Origin of the sequence: Halopseudomonas pachastrellae (assembly GCF_900114765.1) — a bacterium.
In the GTDB taxonomy this organism is placed as follows: domain Bacteria; phylum Pseudomonadota; class Gammaproteobacteria; order Pseudomonadales; family Pseudomonadaceae; genus Halopseudomonas; species Halopseudomonas pachastrellae.
Map to the genome: position 1 here is coordinate 13,089 of NZ_FOUD01000008.1, position 20,695 is coordinate 33,783.

Sequence of the window (20,695 nt, forward strand, 5' to 3'; positions counted from 1 at the left end):
TGTTCCGGAGCGATTGCTTGGCGGAGCATGAGGAAAAAACCATTGTCCGCAACGACTCGGACTGCTTCAAGCTTCCAGCCTTCAGCTTTCAGCCCACCGCCCTAAACCCTTACCCCACAACCCAAACCCAAACCCAAACCAAAAACCGTTGCCCAACTAGGCTACGAGTTGCGCCTACTGCGGCTCAATCGCCCGTACGTGCTGCCCCACCGCCAGCCAGGCGCCGGCGAGGCCGAGTAGCATGGCGCCGAACACCAGGGCCAGGCCGTCGGTGAAGGGCATGCCAAACAAGGCGAAGTCGCTCTGATACAGCGCGGCAACCCGCTCCACGGTGACATTCAGCCAGGCCAGGCCCAGCGCCAGCAGCACCCAGGCCAAGAGGCCGGCCAGCAGGCCGTACAGCACACCTATATAGAGGAACGGGCGACGCACGAAGGCGTCGGTGCCGCCGACCAGCTTGATCACCAGAATTTCTTCGCGGCGGCTCTCGATGGCCAGGCGGATGGTGTTGGCCATAACCAACAGCAGGGCAATGATCAGCAGCACCGCCAGACCGCTGGCAAAGCGCTCAAACATCGCCAGGATGGCAGACAGCCGCTCAACCCAGAGCAGATCGATCTGCACCTGATCTACCCCGTCCAGCGCCACCAGCCGATCACGCAGGGGCTCCAGTGCAGCGGCGCCACCCTCGATGCTTTTGGGGGTGACCACAATAACGCTGGGCAAGGGGTTGTAGTCGAGCTGCAGCAGGGCGTCACCCATGCCGGCGTGCTGCTGGAACTCGGCCAAGGCCAAGTCCTTATCGAGCAGCTGGGCGTTGGCAACACCGGCGAGCTGGCCAACCTGCTCGGTCAGCGCCTGTTGCTGCTCGGCGCTGACGCTGTCAGCCAGATACACGGAGATCTGCGCCGCTTCCTGCCAGTTCACCCCCAGTTGCTTGACCTGATTGATCAGCACCGAGAGCCCCATGGGCAGCGCCAGAGCGATAGTCATGACCAGCACGGTCATGGCACTACTGAACGGGTAGTGGCGCACACGCTCCAGTGCCTGCAGAGCGCTGGTACGGTGGCTGCCCAGCCAGCTGCGCAGCGGGTGACGCCAGTTGCGCTGGGAGCGTGCCGCGCCGCTGGGCACCTTGCGACGGGCGGGCTGGGTGGGTTTGTTGCTGCTCATCAGGACTCCCCGTCAGCCAGCAGCCGGCCCTGATCGAGGGTCAGGGTGCGGTGGTGCAGGCGCGCGATCAGCGGCAGGTCGTGACTGGCGATGATCACGGTCACGCCCACCCGGTTGAAGTCTTCGAACAGGCTCATGATCTCTGCCGACAACTCCGGGTCGAGGTTACCGGTCGGCTCATCGGCCAGCAGCAGTGCGGGTTTGTGCACCACCGCACGGGCAATGCCAACGCGCTGCTGCTCACCGCCGGACAGGGCGATGGGGTAGCTGTTTTCCTTGCTTAGCAGGCCGACCTTATCGAGCGCGGCGCGCACCCGGCGACCCACTTCATCGCTCGGCGTGCCATTAATGATCAGCGGCAGCGCGACGTTATCGAAAACGGTGCGATCAAACAGCAACTGGTGATTCTGAAACACCACACCCACCTGACGGCGCAGGTAAGGTATGTCATCACTGCCCAGATCACGCAGGTTCTGGCCGCCCACGTGCACGGCGCCACTGCTGGGGCGCTCCATGCACATAATCAGTTTCAGCAGGGTGCTCTTGCCCGCGCCTGAATGCCCGGTAATGAACACCATCTCGCCGGTGCGAATGTGGAAGCTGAGGTTATCCAGCCCCTGATGACCGTTGGAATAGCGCTTGCTGACCTGCTCGAAACGAATCATTTATGGCTTCTGTCCAAACAGTGCCGCCACAAAGTCCGGCGCGGTAAAGGGACGCAGATCATCAATCTGCTCACCCACACCGATAAAGCGGATCGGCAGGCCAAACTGCTTGGCCAGCGCGAAGATCACCCCGCCCTTGGCGGTGCCATCGAGCTTGGTCAGGGTCAGACCAGTCAGACCCACCGCCTGATCGAACAGTTTGGTCTGGGAAATAGCGTTCTGGCCGGTACCGGCGTCGAGCACCAGCATCACCTCGTGCGGCGCGTCGGCATCCAGCTTGGCCATCACGCGCTTGACCTTGGCCAGCTCGTCCATCAGATGATCCTTGTTGTGCAGACGCCCGGCGGTATCGGCAATCAACACGTCAGCACCACGGGCTTTGGCGGCCTGCAGGCCGTCGAAGATCACCGAGGCCGAGTCCGAACCGGTGTGCTGGGCAATCACGCCGATCTTGTTGCGCTCACCCCAGACCTGCAACTGCTCAACCGCAGCGGCGCGGAAGGTATCGCCGGCGGCGAGCATCACCTGCTTGCCCTCGCCCTGCAGACGCTTGGCCAGCTTGCCGATGGTGGTGGTCTTGCCGACGCCATTCACGCCTACCACCAGAATCACGTAGGGCTTCTTGCTGGTGTCGATTTCCAGCGGCTTGGCGACATGCGCCAGCAGCGCTTCGAGCTCATCCTGCAGGGCGCGATACAACGCCTTGCGGCTGGAGACCTGACGGCGGGTGACCCGCTGCTGCAGGGTTTCCATGATCATGGTGGTGGCTTCGATACCCACGTCGGCCATCAGCAGCCGGGTTTCCATCTCCTCCAGCAGCTCGTCGTCGATTTCTTTCTCGCCGAGGAACAGGTTAGCCATGCCCTCGCCGAGATTGGCGCTGGTCTTGGACAGCCCCTGGCGCATGCGGGCAAAAAAGCCGCCGCTTTCGGGCTGCGCTACGGGCTCGACTGTCTCGGCCGGCGCTTCAGCGGGCGCTTGCTGGCCCAGCTCGGAAAACAGCGAGGCCGCCGCTTCACGCGCGGCGGCCTCACGGCCTTCGATGGTATTTAGGTCGCCACTGAGCGGTGCTGGCGCATCTGCCTGTGCCGGTGTATCGGCGGGCTTGTCCTTGCGCCGGGCCCAGCCAAACAGCCCCTTCTTCTCGGCTTTGCTGTTGTCCTGGGTGTCGGTGTCTTGCGGCTTGTCTTTGGAACCAAACATGAAGTGTCACTATCTGAGATCGGCGGCGCATGTCCGCCTCATTGAGTCGGGTAGGGACAGGCCATTACTGGCCCATCCCCCCCTAAGAACCGTACGTGCGAGTTTCCTCGCATACGGCTCAAGCCTATGAAAAAGCCAGTTTACACTGACCCGGTTACGATGAGGAGCGGATGTCCTTAATTCCGCTGTGTCTCAGAGCTACTGAACCATGCTGACTATGCAACTGGGCATGGCAATTGGGGTGAAGCAACGCGCGATTTCCCAGCTTGTCTGACCCACCATCCACACGTCTTACAATGTGATGATCGTGCCAGCCGGTGTCCTTGCTGATCGCGCTCCCGCACAAGGCACACTTGCCTTGCTGTCTCCTGAAAAGCCACAGAACCTGTTTCCGATAACGCAGCTTGTGCTGCATCCGTTTGATTCTGATCGCTTCCCACTTCAACTCGTGCTCCGGATCGAAGGGGCTATACGCCCCAGGTAGCCGCTTTTGCCGCACGATTGCGGTTTCAGCCAATAGATATAGCTGCTTGTACGTTACTTCACCTTGTTCAGTTTTATAGGGTTTGGCAAACACCCAATTCCGCCCGCCTATGGAATGGAAGTACTTCTTTCTGATCCATAGAATAGACTTCTTTGGATGCCGCCGTTTTGCCCACCTCCTGAGTCGCCATTGGATATGCCTATCCAGCGCACTGAAGGTTTCCTTAGCCACTACGGGAGAATGGTAGTTAGCCCACCCCCGCAATATTGGATTCAACCGCCCAATGAGCGCTTCCTGCGTCATATCCCCACTGCCCCGGATTACTTCTCGTACCTTCCTATAAAACGCCTGCGCGTTTTCCTTGGTTGGCTTGATCAGCAGTTTAGAGCCCTTGTGATGTGACTTGAGCACGTATTTACGGAAGTTCCACCCCAGAAAATCGAACCCATCTTCAATGCGTACGATCTGCGTTTTCTCCGGAGATAGCTCCACACTCCGTACAGCCAGGAATGCTTCTATCCACGGTCTGATGGTTTCCTCTAGCAGTTCTTTTGAGCTGGCTAGGACTACGAAATCATCTGCATAGCGCACTACATTGACCTTGAGTTTGCTCCCTCTGGTTTTTCCGAACTGCTCATACAGATGTGTTTTCAGTTCGGTTTCCAGCCCATTCAAGGTGGCGTTGGCCAGACAAGGCGAGATGATTCCACCCTGCGGCGTTCCTTCTTCCGTTGCCCTCAGCGTATGCCGGTCAATCACTCCGGCTTTCAGCCATTTCCGAAGCATGCTCTTGTCCATAGGAACAGACTTAAGCAGCCAGTCATGGCTTATTTTGTCAAAAAAACTTTTGATGTCGGCATCCATAACCCACTGCGGCCCCGTTTTTGGGGATAGCAGGTGGAATAGTTCCACCATCGCGTCGGCGGTAGATCGGTCGGACCTGAACCCGTAGGATCCGGGGTCGCTTGTCGTTTCTACCACTGGCTCCAAGGCAAGCAGGTAAAGCGCTTGCATTGCGCGGTCCAGCATCGTGGGAATTCCCAACGGACGCCTTTCCGTTTTCCCGGGTTTGGGTATCCATACCCGCCGAAGCGGTCTGGGCCTGTACCCTCGCGTTTTTGACAACCTACTAACGGCAGTCCATTTGGCCTTGGGCGTACCCCATGTTTGCCCATCAACACCGGGGGTCCTACGCCCCCTGTTTTCCGTCACCCGTTTAACGGCCCAACAACGGCCATAAAACGAGCGGGTCAGCAACCGTTGCAGCCTTCCTACTCTCCGCCAGTCGTTGTCCCGTGTAGCCTGAGCAATCCTTAACTGCGTTTTCCTAACCGACCGATTGATATGACCCCAGTCTAGCTGGTGCCAACCATGGACGGCGGGGGACGCAGAATCAGATGTTCCTTCATGATTTTTCATACTGTCCTCCAAGAAACCCTGGACGGACGTACCCCTGATGGGGAGGTCCGTCCCCATCGGGTCCTTTATTTAGGCTTCAGCAGGTCTTCCTGCCCTCATAAACCAGCAACAAGTCAGCCACCATTTCTGACGTCGGTATGTTTCATCCGATATCCAAGCCATTACAGCCTGGCATTTGCTTTTTGTTGCCTCCCCTTCCTCACACCCGTCGGCCTTGCTTACGCGCGGCTTGCCAGCGTTAGCTGGCAGGTGGTCAGGATTTCCACGTTCCCTTCATCGAACCGTTTCACCATTTAGACTTTCTCTTTCCCCCGACAGCTGTGTTGATGCCGTATTCCTTAAACCCACAGGAATAACCAGCTGCGTTGCCGTTTTGGCTGAGGCCGATAGCTATCGTAGGCCCGTTGATAGTGACGAGGGGTCTGTCGAGAATTCACATATGTTAGTCATGTGGTTACTGCTGCTAGCCCTATCCCCACGTATAGCTCGCAGAGAAGGCCCTTCCTCACGGTCGGGTTATTAGGACATTGTCGGAGAGGCTTCACACATACAGGTTGGCCCCGTATGCATGCTCTCCTAGCAGACCAGCAGGCATATGCTGGGTCGGATAACGAAACACACGCTTCGTCCCGACATTTCGATGAAGAGCTTGCGCTCTATTATTGAGTTGCGCCTGCGCTTCGCAGCGTTGGCATGGCAGACGCAACTGTCCCTAGGCAGGGGCAGATGGCCGCCCCTAGGGCACGATTTGCAGTTGGACTAATTGTTTCCAATTATTACAACCGTCACGAAATGGTTAAATTTCAACCAAGATCGCGAATTTTTAAGGCATTAGGAATGCTTTAACGAACACAGCGGCTCCGCCCCTGTCTTCTTGTGCTTGCTAGCAACTCTCATGCTGTTTTTCTTGTTTATCAACAAGTTGGGATCAACGGGCCAGCTACCCTACTCCATGAGCGCGACACGTGTCGCACAGGTTGGGTTATCCTACCCCACTTCAGCCGAGGGCGGTATGACCCGCAGCAGCCGTCTGCCGGCTCGCCCTTCGACCACGCCGTACAACAGGAAACCTGCATGCAGCCCTTGCGCTACCTCCTGCTTCTGCTTCCGCTGCTGGCACCGCTGGCCCACGCCGAGGCCCGCCAGCCCACCCACAGCTACACCCTGGACAATGGCCTGCAGGTCATCATCCGCGAGGACCACCGCGCGCCGGTTGTTGTCTCGCAAGTCTGGTACAAGGTCGGCGGCGTTGATGAGCCGCCCGGACAAACGGGCCTGTCCCACGCGCTGGAGCACATGATGTTCAAGGGCAGCAAGCACCTTGAGCCCGGCCAGGCATCCCACCTGCTGAGTAGCCTGGGCGCCAGCGAAAATGCCATGACCAGCCGCGACTACACCGCCTACTACCAGATGCTCAGCCGCGACCAGCTGCCGGTAGCGCTGGAGATGGAAGCCGAGCGCATGCACCTGCTGACCCTGCCCGAAGACGAGTTCGTCAAGGAGATCGAGGTCATCAAGGAAGAGCGCCGCATGCGCGTGGATGACAACCCCAACGGCCTGGCCTACGAGCGCTTCCTCGCTCAGGCCTACACCGCCAACCCCTATGGCCAGCCGGTTATCGGCTGGATGCACGACATCGAGCGCATGGGCATCGAGGACCTGCGCGCCTGGTACCAGCAGCACTATGTGCCGGGCAACGCCGTACTGGTGATTGTCGGCGACGTGTACCCCGAGACGGTCAAGCCGCTGGTCGAGCGTTACTTTGGCGCCGTGCCGGCCGGCGACGCACCGCAGGTCCGCAAGCCCCTGGAACTGCCGGCGCCCGGCGAGCGCAGCATGACCCTGCACCTGGATCTGCAACTGCCGACCCTGCTGATGGGCTTCAACGTGCCGTCGCTGAATACCGTCAGCGAGGCCTGGGAAGTACACGCTCTGCGCCTGCTCGGCGCCGTGCTGGACGGCGGCTACAGCGCCCGCCTGCCGAGTCACCTGGAGCGAGGCGATGCGGTCGCCACCTCGGTGGGCACCAGCTACGACGCCTTCACCCGGGGTGACAGCCTGTTTATCTTCAGCGGCATCCCCAACGAGGCGCGCAACATCGACCTGCCGCAGCTGGAAGAGGCGATCTGGAAAGAGATCGACGAGCTCAAGCAAAACCCGCCCAGCGCAGACGAGCTGTCCCGCGTGCAGGCCCAGGTGGTCGCCGGGCTGGTCTACGCCCAGGACAGCTTCATGGCGCAGGCCAATCGCATCGGTGAGCTGGAAGTCGTCGGTCTGCCCTGGGAGCTGGTAGACGAAGACACTGCAGCCCTGCAGGCCATTACCCCCGAACAGATCAGCGAGGTGGCCCGCAAATACCTGACACGCGAACGCTACACCCGCAGCTACAACCTGCCGCTTGCCGAGGAGGCGCAACCATGAGCCCCCGTTCCCCGTTTTCTGCCCTGCGCTGGCTGATTGCCCTGCTGGTACTGGGCGGCATGCTGTTTCTGCTGGTTGAGCGTGCGCCCGAGCAGTCCATCCCCGAACCGGTCAGCGTGCCCAGCGAGGCGCCGGTGGCCACCGATACCGCCAGCGAAGTCTTTGGCGAGCCGCTGCCGGCGCTGCAGTCGCTGGAAGAGCTGGACCTGGACACCCCGCCGGCACGCCGCGGGCTGGACCTGCAGCACTGGCAGACCAGTCAGGGCACGCCGGTGTATTACATGCAGGCCGACGAGCTGCCGATGCTGGACGTGCAGATCCTGTTTGCCGCCGGCGCCAGCCGCGATGGCGAACTGCCGGGTCTGGCCGGTTTTACCAACGCCATGCTCAACGAAGGCACCGGCAACCTGGATGCCGGCGATATCGCAGCAGGCTTTGAGCGCCTGGGCGCGCAGTTCAGCAACAGCTCGCACCGCGACATGGGGCTGCTCGGTCTGCGCACTCTGACCGCCAGCGACAAGCTGGAACCTGCGCTGTCACTGTTTGCGCAGATACTGGCCAAACCCAGCTTCCCCGAGGCCTCGCTGCAGCGTATCCGCGAGCAGATGCTGGCCGGCCTGCGCTATGCCCGCCAGCGCCCGGGCAGCCAGGCCAGCGACGCGCTCTGGTCGACCCTGTACGCCGGCCACCCCTACGGCATCCCGCCGGACGGGACGGAAGAGAGCATCAACGCGATCACCCGTGAAGACCTGCAAGGTTTCCAGCAAACCTACTACAGCGCCGGCAATGCCGTGATCGCCCTGGTTGGCGCGGTTGACCGCCAGCGCGCCGAGCAATTGGCCCAGCACCTGGCCGACGCCATGCCGCAGGGCGATGCTGCACCGCGCACCCCGGCCCCCGAGCCGGTCAGCGCCAGCACCCAGCACATCGACTTTGCCAGCAACCAGACCCACGTGCTGATCGCCCAGCAGGGCATCAGCCGCGACGATCCGGACTACGCCGCGCTGTATCTGGGCAACCAGATCCTCGGCGGCGGCGGTTTTGGCTCTCGCCTGGTCGACGAGATTCGTGAGCAACGCGGCCTGGCCTACTCGCCGCGCAGCACCTTCAGCGCCATGCAGGCCCCCGGCCCCTTCTACATCAGCATTCAGACCCGCGCCGATCAGGCCGAGCAGGCATTGGACGTAGCCAACCAGGTACTGGACGAGTTCATCCTCACCGGCCCGACCGACACCGAACTGAGCCGCGCCAAGCAGCAGATGCTGGGCGAGTTTCCGCTGAGCACCGCGAGCAACGGCGCCATCGTCTCGCAACTGGGCGCCATCGGCTTCTATGACCTGCCGCTGAATTACATGCAGCTGTTCCTTGACCGCGTGCAGGCCTTGACCACCGGGGACATTCGCGACGCCTTTGCCCGCCATCTGCCCGCCAGCGAGCGCGTGATCATCACCGTTGGCCCGCCGCAGCCTGAGCCTGAGACGGAGCAAGACAACACCAACAGCGAGACCGACGGCGACTCGGCCGCCCAGACCACGGAGGGCGAGGACGCATGAAACCCGTTCGCACCAAGGCGCGCGTCAGCCAGCTGCGCATCATCGCTGGCGAGTGGCGCAGCCGCCGCTTCACCTTTACCGAACAGCCGGGCCTGCGTCCGACCCCGGACCGGGTGCGCGAAACCCTGTTCAACTGGCTGAGCAGCGACGTACCCGGCGCCCATTGCCTTGATCCGTTCACCGGCAGCGGCGCGCTCACCCTGGAGGCGCTCTCGCGCGGCGCCGCCAGCGCCCTGGCCGGCGACCTCAGCCGGGATGTGGTGCAGACCCTGCGCGGCCACCTGCAGACACTGGAGTGCGACCGCGCCGAGGTGGTCCAGCAGGACGGCCTGTCACTGCTGAGCGGCACACCGCCGCGCCAGTTTGATCTGGTGTTTCTCGACCCGCCCTTCCATCAGGGCCTACTGGAGCCGGCCTGCACAGCACTGGAAGCCAACGGCTGGCTGGCTGAAGAGGCGCAGATCTATATCGAAAGCGAGCAGTCGCCCAGCCAGCTGACCCTGCCCGGCAGCTGGCAACTGTACCGTGAAAAGCGCGCTGGCCAGGTCTGGTACAGCCTGTGGCACCGCACAGCGTGAGCCGCTTTCGGCCTGCGCGCTGGCTGCCCGGCGGCCACCTGCAGACCCTGTTCAGCCCGCTGCTGCGCCGCCCTCCCCAATTACAGCGCCAGCGTGAACGCCTGACGCTGGCCGACGGCGACTTTATTGATCTGGACTGGTTTGGCCCGGACAACCCGGAGCACCCCTGCGTGATTCTGCTGCACGGCCTGACCGGCAGCTCCAGCTCACTGTATATCCTCGGTCAGCAGCGGCAGCTGGCCGCACTTGGCTGGCGCAGTGCGGCGGTCAACTGGCGCGGCTGCTCGGGCGAGCCCAACCACAGCGCCCGTGCCTACCACTCGGGTGCCAGCGATGATCTGGCCGAGGTGGTCAACCATGTGCTGCTGCGCTACCCCGGGCGCACGCTGGCAGCCGCCGGTTACTCGCTGGGCGGCAACGTGCTGCTCAAGTATCTAGGTGAATGCGCGGATCAATGCCCGCTGCAGGCAGCGGTCGCGGTCTCGGTGCCATTCCGGCTGGATGAATGCGCCGACCGCATCAGCGAGGGCTTTTCCCGGGTCTATCAGAGCCGCTTCATGCGCGACATGCTGGCTTATGTCAGCAACAAGAAGCGGCTATTCCAGCACCAGGGCTGGCATAGCGAGCATGCGCGACTGGATGCGCTGGGCTCAATGGAGGGGATGGATACCTTCTGGGATTTCGATGGCCGGGTGACCGCGCCGCTGCACGGCTATGCCAGCGCGCAGGACTATTATCGACGCTGCAGCAGCCGGTACTTTCTGGGCGCAATTCAGGTGCCCTGCCTGCTGATTCAGGCCCACAACGACCCCTTCGTCTACCCGCACAGCCTGCCGCAGCTGAGCGAACTGGGTCCGCGTACCGAGTTTGAGCTGCATCAGGGCGGCGGCCACGTCGGCTTTATCGAGGGACCGCCTTGGCGGCCACGCTACTATCTGGAACGCCGCATTCCCGCCTGGCTCCAGCACCAGCTTCAGTCTGCCGCCAGCGGCGAGTAGAGCCGCTCCAACATCACCTCAACCTCCGGACGCGCCGCCTCGCTGAGCAGCCCTCTCTCCTGCGCCAGCACCTGATACACACCGCGTCGCAGCATCTGCGGCGTCAGGTCATCCTGTGCATCGTTGAGCATGGTGGTGCAGAGAAAGTTGACCCAGCTGGTCATCAGCAACCAGCTGTTGAGTGCCAGCACCTCGGCGTTGGCATAGCGCGCATCCAGAATGCCCGCATCAATGGTGCCCTGAAAGATTGCCTCAATCGCATGCAGCGCATGGCGTGAAAACGCCCGGTAGCGCGCCGCCAGCTGGGTGTCGCTGGCCAGCAGGTGCTCCAGATCACGCAGCATAAAGCGATAACGCCACATGGTTGCGCCCATCGTCTCCAGATAGCGCGCCTTGTCATCCAGGTCGAGCGCCCGCCCCTCTGGCAAGGCCAGGTTCTGCTCGGCCTCGGCGGCGTAGCGCTCAAACAGCTCGGCAATGATTTGCTGCTTGTTGCGGAAGTGGTAATAGAGGTTACCCGGCGACATGCCCAGATGCGCTGCAATGTGGTTGGTGGTGACAGCGCGCTCGCCCTGCTCGTTGAACAACTGCAGACTGGCTTCGATGATGCGGTCGCGGGTTTTCATGGTCGTTGGTCGGCTTCACTCACGGATTATTTGACACTTTAGAGCAATTACTCTAGAAATACAGTCCATAACGTACACGGCAGGACTCACACCCCTCGCCGACAACACCAAAGCCGATAACAACAAGACAGCGCTGGCTCAACAGCCCAGCCGAGGGAGGCACCATGGTAGCCGATATTGCCTACATGCAAGAGCAGCAGCACTCCATCAGCCGCATGAACGACCTGTTCGAAGCCCAGCGCGCGGCTTTTCGCAAGGCCCCCATGCCCTCCGCCGACGAGCGCATTCAACACCTGCAGGCTCTCAAGCATGGGGTTCTAAAACACCAGCAGGCGCTGATCGATGCCATCGGAGAAGACTTCGGCCGGCGCTCGGCGGATGAGACCCGGCTGGCCGAGATCATGCCCTCGCTTGAAGGCATTCACTACGCCAGCAAGCGGGTCAAAGGCTGGATGAAGCCTTCACGCCGCAAGGTCGGGCTGGCCTTCCAGCCGGCCAAGGCGCAGGTCATCTATCAGCCGCTGGGCGTGGTCGGCATTATCGTGCCGTGGAACTACCCCTTGTTTCTGGCTATCGGGCCGCTGATCACCGCGCTGTCGGCCGGCAACCGGGCGATGATCAAGATGAGCGAATCCACCCCGCGCACCGCCGAGGTACTGGAGCAACTGCTGGGTGAGATATTCCCCGAGGATCACGTTGCTGTGGTTACCGGCGAGGCCGAGGTGGGTGTCGCCTTCTCCAAACTGGCCTTTGATCACCTGCTGTTCACCGGTGCCACCAGTATTGGTCGCCATGTGATGCGCGCCGCCGCCGACAACCTGACCCCGGTCACCCTGGAACTGGGCGGCAAGTCACCGGCCATCATCTCCGCCGATGTACCGCTGAATGACGCGGCCGAGCGCATTGCCTTCGGCAAGGGCGTGAATGCCGGCCAGACCTGCGTTGCCCCCGATTACATCCTCTGCCCGCGTAGCCGCATCGAGGACCTGACCCAGGCTCTGCACCAGCAGTTTGCGCAGATGTACCCGTGTCTGCGCGACAACGCCGACTTCACCCAGGTCATCAACCCGCGCCAATACCAGCGGTTGCAGAGCTATCTGACCGATGCCGAAGAGAAAGGCGCGCGCATTCTGCCGGTCAACCCGGCCAACGAAGACCTGAGTGGCACGCGCATCATCGCCCCCACCCTGCTACTGGACGTGACCGACGATATGAAGGTCATGCAGGACGAGATCTTCGGCCCGCTGCTGCCAATTCTGCCGTACGACAATCTGGATGCGGCGCTCGACTACATTGCCGAGCGCCCCCGCCCGCTGGCGCTCTACTACTTCGGCTACGACAAGGCCGAACAGCAGCGCCTGATGGACCAGACCCACGCCGGTGGCATGTGCATCAACGATGCCTTGCTGCACGTGGCCCAGGACGACATGCCGTTCGGCGGCATCGGCGCCTCCGGCATGGGCCATTATCACGGCCACGAAGGCTTCCTCACCATGAGCAAGGCCAAGGGCGTGTACATCAAGCAGCGTTACAACGGCGCCAAACCGATCTACCCGCCCTACGGTGGCAAACTACTAAACCTGGTGTACAAATTCTTTCTACGCTGAAAAGCAAACACGACAACAACAAGAAGAAACATCATGTCTGATATCACCTCACCGAGCCTTGGCCGGCGCAGCCTGCTCAAGCTGGGGCTGGGCGCCACCATGGTGCTCGGCACCGCTGGCCTGACCGCCAGCCTCAGCGGTTGCAGCAGCAGCGGCCCGGCCAAGCACCTTGCCGTGCTGCGCGACTCCGACCTGCCCCTGCTGCGCGCGCTCTACCCCGCAGTGATCGGCCCGCATCCGGCCTTTGACGATGGCGAGGCCGTCAACGCCGCGACAGCGCAGCTGGACCGCTCCCTGCAGGCCGCCTCCCCTTTTGTGCAGGATGAAGTGCTCAACCTCCTGGGCATGCTGTCGCTGCCGCTGACCCGCGGGCCGCTGACCGGCATCTGGGGTGATCTCGCCCAGGCCAGCCCGGCTCAGCTGGAGGCCTTTCTACTGCGCTGGCGCGACAGCCGCTTCGAGCTGCTGCGCAAGGGGCACAAGGCCCTGCTGCAACTACTGCAGCTGTCCTGGTACGCCACCCCGCAATCCTGGGCAGCCGTTGGCTACCCCGGCCCGCCGCAAGTCTGAGAGGTCTTTTCATGCCCGTACCCGATATATTCCTGCAGGGCCTGGCCCGCGGCTGGCAGGTCATTGATGCGCGCGAGCTGGACAGCGAGCGCGAACTCGAAGCCGACGTCATCATCATCGGCACCGGCGCCGGTGGCGGCACCAGCGCCGAAATTCTGGCCAACGCCGGCCTGCGTGTACTGCTGGTAGAAGAAGGCTCGCTGAAAACCTCCAGCGACTTCAAAAATGACGAAGCCAAGGCCTACGCCGAGCTGTACCAGGAAGCCTCGGCCCGCGCCACTGCCGACGCCACCATTGGCATCCTGCAGGGTCGCACCGTGGGCGGCACCACCACAGTCAACTGGACCAGCAGCTTCCGCACACCCGACCCGACCCTGGCGCACTGGGCCAGCGAGCACAATGTGACAGGGCTGGACAGCGACAGCATGGCACCCTGGTTCGCCAAGATGGAGGAACGCTTGGGCGTAGCACCCTGGGCTGTACCGCCAAACGCCAACAACGATGTCATTCGTCAGGGCTGCGAGCAGCTGGGCTACCACTGGAAGGTCATTCCCCGCAACGTACGTGGCTGCTGGAATCTGGGCTACTGTGGCACCGGCTGCCCGACCAACGCCAAGCAGTCGATGCTGGTAACCACCCTGCCGGCAGCGCTGGACAAGGGCGCCGTGCTGGTACACAGCGCCCGCGCCGAGCGCCTGTCGTTCAGTGGCGACCGCGTCAGCGCCGTACACTGCCGCGCCATGGACGCCCATCTCAGCCGCCCGGCCGGGCAACGCCTGACGCTGCGCGCACCGCACATCGTGCTGGCCGGTGGCGGCATCAACAACCCCGGTCTGCTGCTGCGCTCCGAGGCGCCAGACCCGCACCAGCGCGTCGGCAAACGTACCTTCCTGCACCCGGTCAACCTGACCCTGGCCCAATATGATCGCGACATCCACGGCTACTATGGTGCGCCGCAGTCGATCTACTCGGACCACTTTCAGTGGGATCAGGGCACCAGCGGCCCCATGGGCTACAAACTGGAAGTGCCGCCCATGCAGCCCAGCATCACCGCCACCCTGATGGGCGGCTTTGGCATGCAGGGGTTCCAACGCATGGCAGCGCTGCCGCAGAGCAACATCCTGCTGGCGCTGCTGCGTGACGGTTTCCACGAACAGAGCCAGGGCGGTAGCGTCAGCCTGCGCGACAACGGTGACCCGGTACTGGACTACCCGCTCAACGACTATCTCTGGGATGGCGTGCGCCGCGCCTACCTGAGCATGGGCGAGATCCAGTTCGCCGCTGGCGCCAAGGCGGTCATGCCGAGCCACGCCCACGGGCGCCTGAGCACCAGCTGGGCCGACTTCCAGACGCAGGTTGCCGAGTTGTCCTACCGCGCCCACGACGTGCGCCTGGCCAGCGCTCACGTCATGGGTGGCTGCGCCATGGGCGATGACCCGCAAACCGCGGTGGTCGACAGCCGGGGCCGCCACCACCAACTGGCAAACCTGTCGATTCTCGATGGCTCGCTGTTACCCACCAGCATTGGCGCCAACCCGCAGCTGTCGATCTACGGGCTCGTCGCCCGGCTGGCAAGCCAGCTGGCCAGCGATCTCACCTGAGCGTCCGGTCGGTGGCGCCCGAGCGCGCCGCCGACCCCGCATAGCTGGGTTTTCGGCGGTTGTTAAGCTACCATCTGCCTCTCAACCACCCGCTGCAGGACCCGCTCTGGCATGAACACCGTACTCTATCCCGGCACCTTCGACCCCATCACCAAAGGCCACACCGATCTGGTTGAGCGCGCCGCGCGACTGTTTGACCGCGTGGTAGTGGCTGTTGCCGCCAGCCCGAAGAAGAACCCGGCCTTCTCGCTGGAGCAACGCGTCGACATGGCCAAGACGGTGCTGAGCCATTTGCCCAACGTCGAAGTGGTCGGCTTTTCGTCCCTGCTGGCGCACTTCGTCAAGGAAGTGGACGCCAACGTGCTGCTGCGCGGCCTGCGCGCGGTCTCCGACTTTGAGTACGAATTCCAGCTGGCGAACATGAACCGCGTATTGGCGCCCGACGTGGAAAGCCTGTTCCTGACGCCGTCGGAGAAGTACTCCTACATTTCGTCCACACTGGTGCGTGAAATTGCCGCTCTGGGCGGTGATGTCACCAAGTTCGTCCACCCGGTGGTCAACGAGGCGCTGACCGAGCGCTTCAGCGGCTGAGTCGGCAGGAGTCAGAGCATGTCACTGATCATTACCGACGACTGCATCAACTGCGATGTCTGCGAGCCCGAGTGCCCCAACGGTGCAATCTCCCAGGGCGAAGAGATTTACGTCATCGATCCCAACCTGTGCACCGAGTGCGTCGGCCATTTTGACGAACCCCAGTGCCAGCAGGTCTGCCCGGTGGACTGCATCCCGCTGGACCCGGACAACGTCGAAAGCAAGGACGAGCTGATGGACAAATACAAGATCATCACCGGCCAGGCCTAAACGCATGATGACTCGCCTGCGCCGTACCCTCAGCCTCAGCGTGCTGCTGCTGTGCAGCACTCCCCTGCTGGCGGCGGACGGCCCAGGCCGCAACGCGGTCGCCAGCGCCCACCCGATTGCCACCGAAGCAGGCCTTGAGATCATGGCCGATGGCGGCAACGCCTTCGATGCCGCCATCGCGGTGGCGGCCACCCTGGCCGTGGTCGAGCCTTATAGCTCAGGCATTGGCGGCGGCGGCTTCTTCCTGCTGCGCCAACCCGGCAACGCCGACCAGCCCTACCGCTTTATCGACGCCCGCGAAACCGCACCGGGCAAAGCCGGCCGCGACCTCTACCGCGATGCCAGCGGCGAGGTACAGCGCGACCCGGCCATCAATGGGCCGCTGGCCGCCGGCATTCCCGGCATCCCGGCTGCACTGGTTCATCTTGCCGAGCACTACGGCCGCCTGCCGCTGGCCCAGTCGCTGGCCCCCGCCATCGAGGCGGCAGAAAACGGCTTCAACAGCAGCGAGCACTACCGCACGCTGGTCGGCTACCGGCTGGCCGCCATGCAGCGCGACGCCGAAACCGCGCGGCTGTTTCTGCGTGACAATCAGGCACCCGAAACCGGCACGCTGATTACCCAGCCCGACCTGGCAAACACCCTGCGTGCTATTGCCAGCAACGGCCGCGACGGTTTCTACCGTGGCCCGGTTGCCGAACAACTGCTGCGCGGCGTGCAGGCTGCGGGTGGCGTCTGGCAGCAACAGGATCTGGACAACTACCGGGTTATCGAACGCAGCCCCATTCGCTTTTCCAGCGGCGGCTATCAGGTCATCAGCGCGCCGCTGCCGTCCGCTGGCGGCATTGCGCTGGCCGGCATTCTGCAGGCGCTGCCCGCGCTACCTGCCAGCCCCAATCGCTCAATTGAGCAGACCCACCAGCTGGTCGAGCTGATGCGCCGCGTCTACCGCGACCGCGCCATGCTGCTGGGCGACAACGATTTTGTATCGGTACCGGTGGCCGATCTGACCTCCAAGGCCTACGCCGTGGCTATGGCGCAGGACATCAACCCTGAGCGCGCAACTCCGAGCAGCGAGCTGGGGCCGCTGCGTGACTTCCACGAGGGCACCAACACCACCCATTTCTCGCTGATGGACGCCGATGGAAATGCCGTGTCGGCCACCCTGAGCATCAACCTGCCCTTTGGCGCGGCCTTTACCCCGCCCGGCACCGGCGTGCTGCTCAACAACGAAATGGACGACTTTGCCGCCGACCCGAGCGGCAGCAACGCCTACGGCCTGGCCGGCAGCGAGGCCAATGCTATCGCCCCCGGCAAGCGCCCGCTCTCAAGCATGACTCCGACCATGCTGGAAAACGACCAGCAGTTGGCGCTGCTCGGCACCCCCGGCGGCAGCCGCATCATTACCATGGTGCTGCTCGGAGCGCTGGAAGCCATGCATGGCGAGCCGGTCGACCGCTGGGTCAGCCGCCCGCGCTTTCACCACCAGTATCTGCCGGACTACATTCAGGTCGAAGACGCCGCCTTCACAGAGCAGGAGCGTGAAACCCTTGAAGCCATGGGCCATCGCATCGAGCCTGTCGGCCGCGATTACGGCAACATGCACGCGGTCTCCTGGGACAAGACCGAGAACCGCGTCAGCGCGGCCAGCGACCCTCGCGGTATCGGCGCGGCCAGCGTGCAGGAGCAGGCGGCACCGGTACCAAGCGAATAACCCGGCACTAGCCCGACCGCATCACGACGCAAAGGTATTCGTATAAAAACCTTTTAATGGCGGCGCTTTTCGGCTTCCTTGCTGTCATCGGCCATCAGGCTAAACTCCGGGTTGGCCCGCACCTTGAGCGCACAACGGGTGATATTGAGCACACCCGAGCCAATCAGCAGCAGAAACAACATGGAGCGCAAGCCGGCGCCGGAGTAAATCGGCACCTCGGCGATCATCTGCCCCAGGCCAGTGTTGATCGGGTTCAGCACCCCGGCGGAGAACCCGGCGGTCGTCACCAGCAGCGCGACGCCCACTGCAGTAATACTGTCAAAACGCAGTGCGATCATCAGCGGCAGAATAAGCACGGAGCGGTTGGCAAGGCGGCGAGTCAGCTTGTCCACGGCGATGTCGATCACGCCCGTGGTGCGGATGACTATGAACAGGCCGCCGATGATAAAGGTGAAGAACACCACCATGGAGGCATCGACCAGGCCCTGGGGAATCGCCAGCACGAACTACTCCAGACTGACCGGGGTCGCCTCGACCTGGCGATAACTCTCGGGGTTGATTGCAACCCGACCGTTCTTCAGCATTACCCGGTCATACAGGCCGGCAGAAATAAAGTGCGTGAGCACCACTGCGATGGCGGTAAATACAAAAAGAATGACGTAGATGTGCGGCGCCTGAAATGCCGACGCGCTCTTTAACGAAGGCGTCACCGCCCTGCTCTATATCACGTGCCTCTCCGTTCGGCCGATTGATATCAAGGCGCTGCAAAGCTACTGCAACAAAAAGCGGACCATAACAGCCGGACACCCCATGCGCCGCCAGATCACGCTGGCTGATGCGCCAAAATGGCAAAGTCCCATGATCCCAATGCCCGGCAGGAGCCTTTATCGACACCCAACACGCCCACCGCCAGACAGGCGGCAGCGGGCTTAACACCATTTCATCGTAAAAGCCGAGAGTTTCTTTTCCGATTCCTGTATATTAACCGCCTGTTTTTTCCACCCGGCTATCAGAGAGTGCCATGACTGATCTATCCCTCTACCGCAATATTGGTATCTTCGCCCACGTTGATGCCGGTAAAACCACTACAACTGAACGTATCCTCAAGCTCACCGGCAAGATCCACAGGCTGGGTGAAGTACACGAGGGTGAGTCCACCACCGACTTCATGGAACAGGAAGCCGAGCGCGGTATTACCATTCAGTCCGCTGCTGTCAGCTGCTTCTGGAAAGGCCACCGCTTCAACGTCATCGACACCCCCGGCCACGTTGACTTCACCGTAGAAGTGTATCGCTCGCTGAAAGTACTCGACGGCGGTATCGGCGTATTCTGTGGTTCCGGCGGCGTTGAGCCCCAGTCCGAAACCAACTGGCGCTATGCGAACGACTCCAAAGTTTCCCGTCTGATCTTCGTCAACAAGCTGGACCGTATCGGTGCAGACTTCATCCGCGTAACCGAGCAGGTCAAGAACGTGCTGGGCGCCAAGCCGCTGATCATGACCCTGCCGATCGGCCGCGAAGACACCTTCTCTGGTGTTGTTGACCTGCTGACCCGTCAGGCCTACATCTGGGACGAAACCGGACAGCCGGAAAACTATAAGGTCGAAGACGTACCGGCAGACATGGCTGACGACGTCGAAACCTATCGCGAGCAGCTGATCGAAATGGCTGTCGAAATGGACGACGACCTGATGATGGCCTACATGGACGGCGAAGAGCCCTCCATCGAAGACATCAAGCGCTGCATCCGCAAGGGCACTCTGGAACTGGCGTTCTTCCCGACCTACTGCGGCTCCGCGTTCAAGAACAAAGGCATGCAACTGCTGCTTGACGCCGTTGTTGACTACCTGCCGTCGCCGACTGAGGTTAACCCGCAGCCGCTGACCGACGAAGAAGGTAACCCGACTGGCAAGTTCGCTATCGTTTCTCCGGACGAGCCTTTCCGCGCCCTGGCATTCAAGATCATGGACGACCGTTTCGGCGCCCTGACCTTCTACCGCATCTACTCCGGTAAGCTGAACAAGGGTGACACCATCCTGAACTCCTTCACCGGCAAGACCGAGCGCGTTGGCCGCATGGTGGAAATGCAGGCAGACGAGCGTAACGAACTGACCTTCGCTACCGCGGGCGACATCATCGCCATCGTGGGCATGAAGAACGTTCAGACCGGTCACACCCTGTGTGATCCGAAGAACCCCTGCACCCTGGAAGCAATGGTCTTCCCCGAGCCGGTAATCTCCATCTCCGTTGAGCCTAAAGACAAGGGCTCCACCGAGAAGATGGGCGTTGCCATCGGCAAGATGGTTGCTGAAGATCCGACCTTCCGCGTTGAAACCGATCCGGATTCCGGCGAAACCATCCTCAAGGGCATGGGCGAGCTGCACCTGGACATCAAGGTCGACATCCTCAAGCGTACCTACGGCGTTGAACTGGTTGTAGGTCAGCCGCAGGTTGCCTACCGCGAAACCATCACTCGCGAAGTTGAAGACAGCTACACCCACAAGAAGCAGTCGGGTGGTTCCGGTCAGTACGGTAAGATCGACTACGTCATCCGTCCCGGCGAGCCGAACTCCGGCTTCACCTTCAAGTCCAGCGTTGTTGGCGGTAACGTACCGAAGGAATTCTTCCCGGCCATCGAGAAGGGCTTTGCCTCTCTGATGGGTACTGGCCCGCTGGCTGGCTTCCCGGTTCTGGACGTTGACTTCGAGCTGACCGACGGTGGCTTCCACGCCGTTGACTCCTCGGCCATCGCGTTCGAAATCGCCGCCAAGGGTGCCTTCCGTCAGTCCATGCCCAAAGCTGGCCCGCAGCTGCTGGAGCCGGTCATGAAGGTAGACGTGTTCACGCCTGAAGACCACGTTGGTGACGTAATCGGTGACCTGAACCGTCGTCGCGGCATGATCGCTGGCCAGGAAGCCGGTGTAACCGGCGTTCGCATCAAGGCTGACGTACCGCTGGCAGAAATGTTCGGCTACATCAGCACCCTGCGTACCATGACCTCCGGTCGTGGTCAGTTCTCCATGGAGTTCTCGCACTACTCCGCGTGCCCGGCCAACGTTGCCGAGGCCGTGATCGCCAAGGAGAAAGAGAAGCGCGCAGCCAAATAAGGCTCGCGTTACTCTGCACCGAAAAACGCCTGATGCTCTGCATCAGGCGTTTTTTTATGGGTTATCGGGAATCAGCAAGGAGCGATATCTCCAGCGGCGCACCTCCCTACTTTTGC

The 20,695-nt window shown here is 62.0% G+C and carries 18 protein-coding genes; 11 read left to right on the forward strand and 7 right to left on the reverse strand.

The window, feature by feature from the left end; all coding sequences use genetic code 11:
- Positions 1 to 174: 174 nt before the first annotated feature.
- From ftsX to ltrA, 4 genes are all read right to left on the reverse strand, one after another.
- On the reverse strand, positions 175 to 1,173 hold the full coding sequence (gene ftsX / locus BM116_RS07615; RefSeq protein ID WP_083724044.1) for a permease-like cell division protein FtsX: 999 nt from the start codon (positions 1,171 to 1,173) through the stop codon (positions 175 to 177).
- A complete protein-coding gene (gene ftsE, locus BM116_RS07620; protein WP_083724042.1) occupies positions 1,173 to 1,838 on the reverse strand; it encodes a cell division ATP-binding protein FtsE in 666 nt (221 codons plus the stop codon). The genes ftsX and ftsE overlap by 1 nt, the downstream gene beginning before the upstream one ends.
- Positions 1,839 to 3,041 (reverse strand): signal recognition particle-docking protein FtsY, encoded by a 1,203-nt coding sequence (gene ftsY / locus BM116_RS07625; RefSeq protein WP_083724040.1) that lies wholly within the window; start codon positions 3,039 to 3,041, stop codon positions 1,839 to 1,841.
- Between the two features lie 154 nt (positions 3,042 to 3,195).
- A complete protein-coding gene (gene ltrA / locus BM116_RS07630; protein ID WP_083724100.1) occupies positions 3,196 to 4,944 on the reverse strand; it encodes a group II intron reverse transcriptase/maturase in 1,749 nt (582 codons plus the stop codon).
- A gap of 1,074 nt (positions 4,945 to 6,018) precedes the next feature.
- On the opposite strand from ltrA, the gene BM116_RS07635 reads away from it, so the two are divergent.
- The 4 genes from BM116_RS07635 to BM116_RS07650 are packed head-to-tail and all read left to right on the forward strand — an operon-like array spanning position 6,019 to position 10,494.
- Positions 6,019 to 7,365 carry a M16 family metallopeptidase gene (locus BM116_RS07635; RefSeq protein ID WP_083724039.1) on the forward strand — a complete coding sequence of 449 codons (1,347 nt, stop codon included), beginning with the start codon at positions 6,019 to 6,021 and terminating at the stop codon, positions 7,363 to 7,365.
- Entirely contained in the window at positions 7,362 to 8,918 is a 1,557-nt protein-coding gene (locus tag BM116_RS07640; protein ID WP_235846716.1) for a M16 family metallopeptidase, read from the forward strand. The genes BM116_RS07635 and BM116_RS07640 overlap by 4 nt, the downstream gene beginning before the upstream one ends.
- Entirely contained in the window at positions 8,915 to 9,496 is a 582-nt protein-coding gene (gene rsmD / locus BM116_RS07645; protein WP_083724037.1) for a 16S rRNA (guanine(966)-N(2))-methyltransferase RsmD, read from the forward strand. The genes BM116_RS07640 and rsmD overlap by 4 nt, the downstream gene beginning before the upstream one ends.
- A complete protein-coding gene (locus BM116_RS07650; protein WP_235846717.1) occupies positions 9,478 to 10,494 on the forward strand; it encodes a hydrolase in 1,017 nt (338 codons plus the stop codon). The genes rsmD and BM116_RS07650 overlap by 19 nt, the downstream gene beginning before the upstream one ends.
- Here BM116_RS07650 and BM116_RS07655 read toward each other — a convergent pair.
- Positions 10,470 to 11,120, reverse strand: coding sequence for a TetR/AcrR family transcriptional regulator (locus tag BM116_RS07655; RefSeq protein WP_083724035.1), 651 nt, complete (start codon positions 11,118 to 11,120; stop codon positions 10,470 to 10,472). The two genes, BM116_RS07650 and BM116_RS07655, sit on opposite strands and share 25 nt — an antisense overlap.
- Before the next feature lie 164 nt (positions 11,121 to 11,284).
- On the opposite strand from BM116_RS07655, the gene BM116_RS07660 reads away from it, so the two are divergent.
- The 6 genes from BM116_RS07660 (at position 11,285) to ggt (ending at position 17,473) form a co-directional block, all read left to right on the forward strand.
- Positions 11,285 to 12,727 carry a coniferyl aldehyde dehydrogenase gene (locus tag BM116_RS07660; protein WP_083724032.1) on the forward strand — a complete coding sequence of 481 codons (1,443 nt, stop codon included), beginning with the start codon at positions 11,285 to 11,287 and terminating at the stop codon, positions 12,725 to 12,727.
- Positions 12,728 to 12,760: 33 nt separating this feature from the next.
- Positions 12,761 to 13,297 (forward strand): hypothetical protein, encoded by a 537-nt coding sequence (locus BM116_RS07665; RefSeq protein ID WP_083724030.1) that lies wholly within the window; start codon positions 12,761 to 12,763, stop codon positions 13,295 to 13,297.
- A gap of 11 nt (positions 13,298 to 13,308) precedes the next feature.
- Entirely contained in the window at positions 13,309 to 14,898 is a 1,590-nt protein-coding gene (locus BM116_RS07670) for a GMC family oxidoreductase (RefSeq protein WP_083724028.1), read from the forward strand.
- A 111-nt stretch (positions 14,899 to 15,009) separates the two neighbouring features.
- On the forward strand, positions 15,010 to 15,489 hold the full coding sequence (coaD, locus tag BM116_RS07675) for a pantetheine-phosphate adenylyltransferase (protein WP_083724026.1): 480 nt from the start codon (positions 15,010 to 15,012) through the stop codon (positions 15,487 to 15,489).
- 18 nt (positions 15,490 to 15,507) lie between these two features.
- Positions 15,508 to 15,759: a YfhL family 4Fe-4S dicluster ferredoxin gene (locus BM116_RS07680; protein ID WP_083724024.1), complete on the forward strand. Its 252-nt coding sequence runs from the start codon at positions 15,508 to 15,510 to the stop codon at positions 15,757 to 15,759.
- Between the two features lie 4 nt (positions 15,760 to 15,763).
- Positions 15,764 to 17,473, forward strand: coding sequence for a gamma-glutamyltransferase (ggt, locus tag BM116_RS07685; RefSeq protein WP_090475094.1), 1,710 nt, complete (start codon positions 15,764 to 15,766; stop codon positions 17,471 to 17,473).
- A 53-nt stretch (positions 17,474 to 17,526) separates the two neighbouring features.
- Here ggt and BM116_RS07690 read toward each other — a convergent pair whose 3' ends face one another.
- Positions 17,527 to 17,976: a hypothetical protein gene (locus BM116_RS07690; protein WP_211276237.1), complete on the reverse strand. Its 450-nt coding sequence runs from the start codon at positions 17,974 to 17,976 to the stop codon at positions 17,527 to 17,529.
- A gap of 3 nt (positions 17,977 to 17,979) precedes the next feature.
- On the reverse strand, positions 17,980 to 18,183 hold the full coding sequence (locus BM116_RS18955) for a hypothetical protein (protein WP_211276236.1): 204 nt from the start codon (positions 18,181 to 18,183) through the stop codon (positions 17,980 to 17,982).
- A 311-nt stretch (positions 18,184 to 18,494) separates the two neighbouring features.
- Here BM116_RS18955 and fusA point away from each other — a divergent pair, with 311 nt between their 5' ends.
- A complete protein-coding gene (fusA, locus tag BM116_RS07695; RefSeq protein WP_083724021.1) occupies positions 18,495 to 20,579 on the forward strand; it encodes an elongation factor G in 2,085 nt (694 codons plus the stop codon).
- Positions 20,580 to 20,695: the final 116 nt, after the last annotated feature.

Bases quoted from the DNA above. Each gene is read 5' to 3' on its own strand.
- ftsX (WP_083724044.1), bottom strand. From the start codon at position 1,173: ATGAGCAGCAACAAACCCACCCAGCCCGCCCGTCGCAAGGTGCCCAGC.
- ftsE (WP_083724042.1), bottom strand. From the start codon at position 1,838: ATGATTCGTTTCGAGCAGGTCAGCAAGCGCTATTCCAACGGTCATCAG.
- ftsY (WP_083724040.1), bottom strand. From the start codon at position 3,041: ATGTTTGGTTCCAAAGACAAGCCGCAAGACACCGACACCCAGGACAAC.
- ltrA (WP_083724100.1), bottom strand. From the start codon at position 4,944: ATGAAAAATCATGAAGGAACATCTGATTCTGCGTCCCCCGCCGTCCAT.
- BM116_RS07635 (WP_083724039.1), top strand. From the start codon at position 6,019: ATGCAGCCCTTGCGCTACCTCCTGCTTCTGCTTCCGCTGCTGGCACCG.
- BM116_RS07640 (WP_235846716.1), top strand. From the start codon at position 7,362: ATGAGCCCCCGTTCCCCGTTTTCTGCCCTGCGCTGGCTGATTGCCCTG.
- rsmD (WP_083724037.1), top strand. From the start codon at position 8,915: ATGAAACCCGTTCGCACCAAGGCGCGCGTCAGCCAGCTGCGCATCATC.
- BM116_RS07655 (WP_083724035.1), bottom strand. From the start codon at position 11,120: ATGAAAACCCGCGACCGCATCATCGAAGCCAGTCTGCAGTTGTTCAAC.
- BM116_RS07660 (WP_083724032.1), top strand. From the start codon at position 11,285: ATGGTAGCCGATATTGCCTACATGCAAGAGCAGCAGCACTCCATCAGC.
- BM116_RS07665 (WP_083724030.1), top strand. From the start codon at position 12,761: ATGTCTGATATCACCTCACCGAGCCTTGGCCGGCGCAGCCTGCTCAAG.
- BM116_RS07670 (WP_083724028.1), top strand. From the start codon at position 13,309: ATGCCCGTACCCGATATATTCCTGCAGGGCCTGGCCCGCGGCTGGCAG.
- coaD (WP_083724026.1), top strand. From the start codon at position 15,010: ATGAACACCGTACTCTATCCCGGCACCTTCGACCCCATCACCAAAGGC.
- BM116_RS07680 (WP_083724024.1), top strand. From the start codon at position 15,508: ATGTCACTGATCATTACCGACGACTGCATCAACTGCGATGTCTGCGAG.
- ggt (WP_090475094.1), top strand. From the start codon at position 15,764: ATGATGACTCGCCTGCGCCGTACCCTCAGCCTCAGCGTGCTGCTGCTG.
- fusA (WP_083724021.1), top strand. From the start codon at position 18,495: ATGACTGATCTATCCCTCTACCGCAATATTGGTATCTTCGCCCACGTT.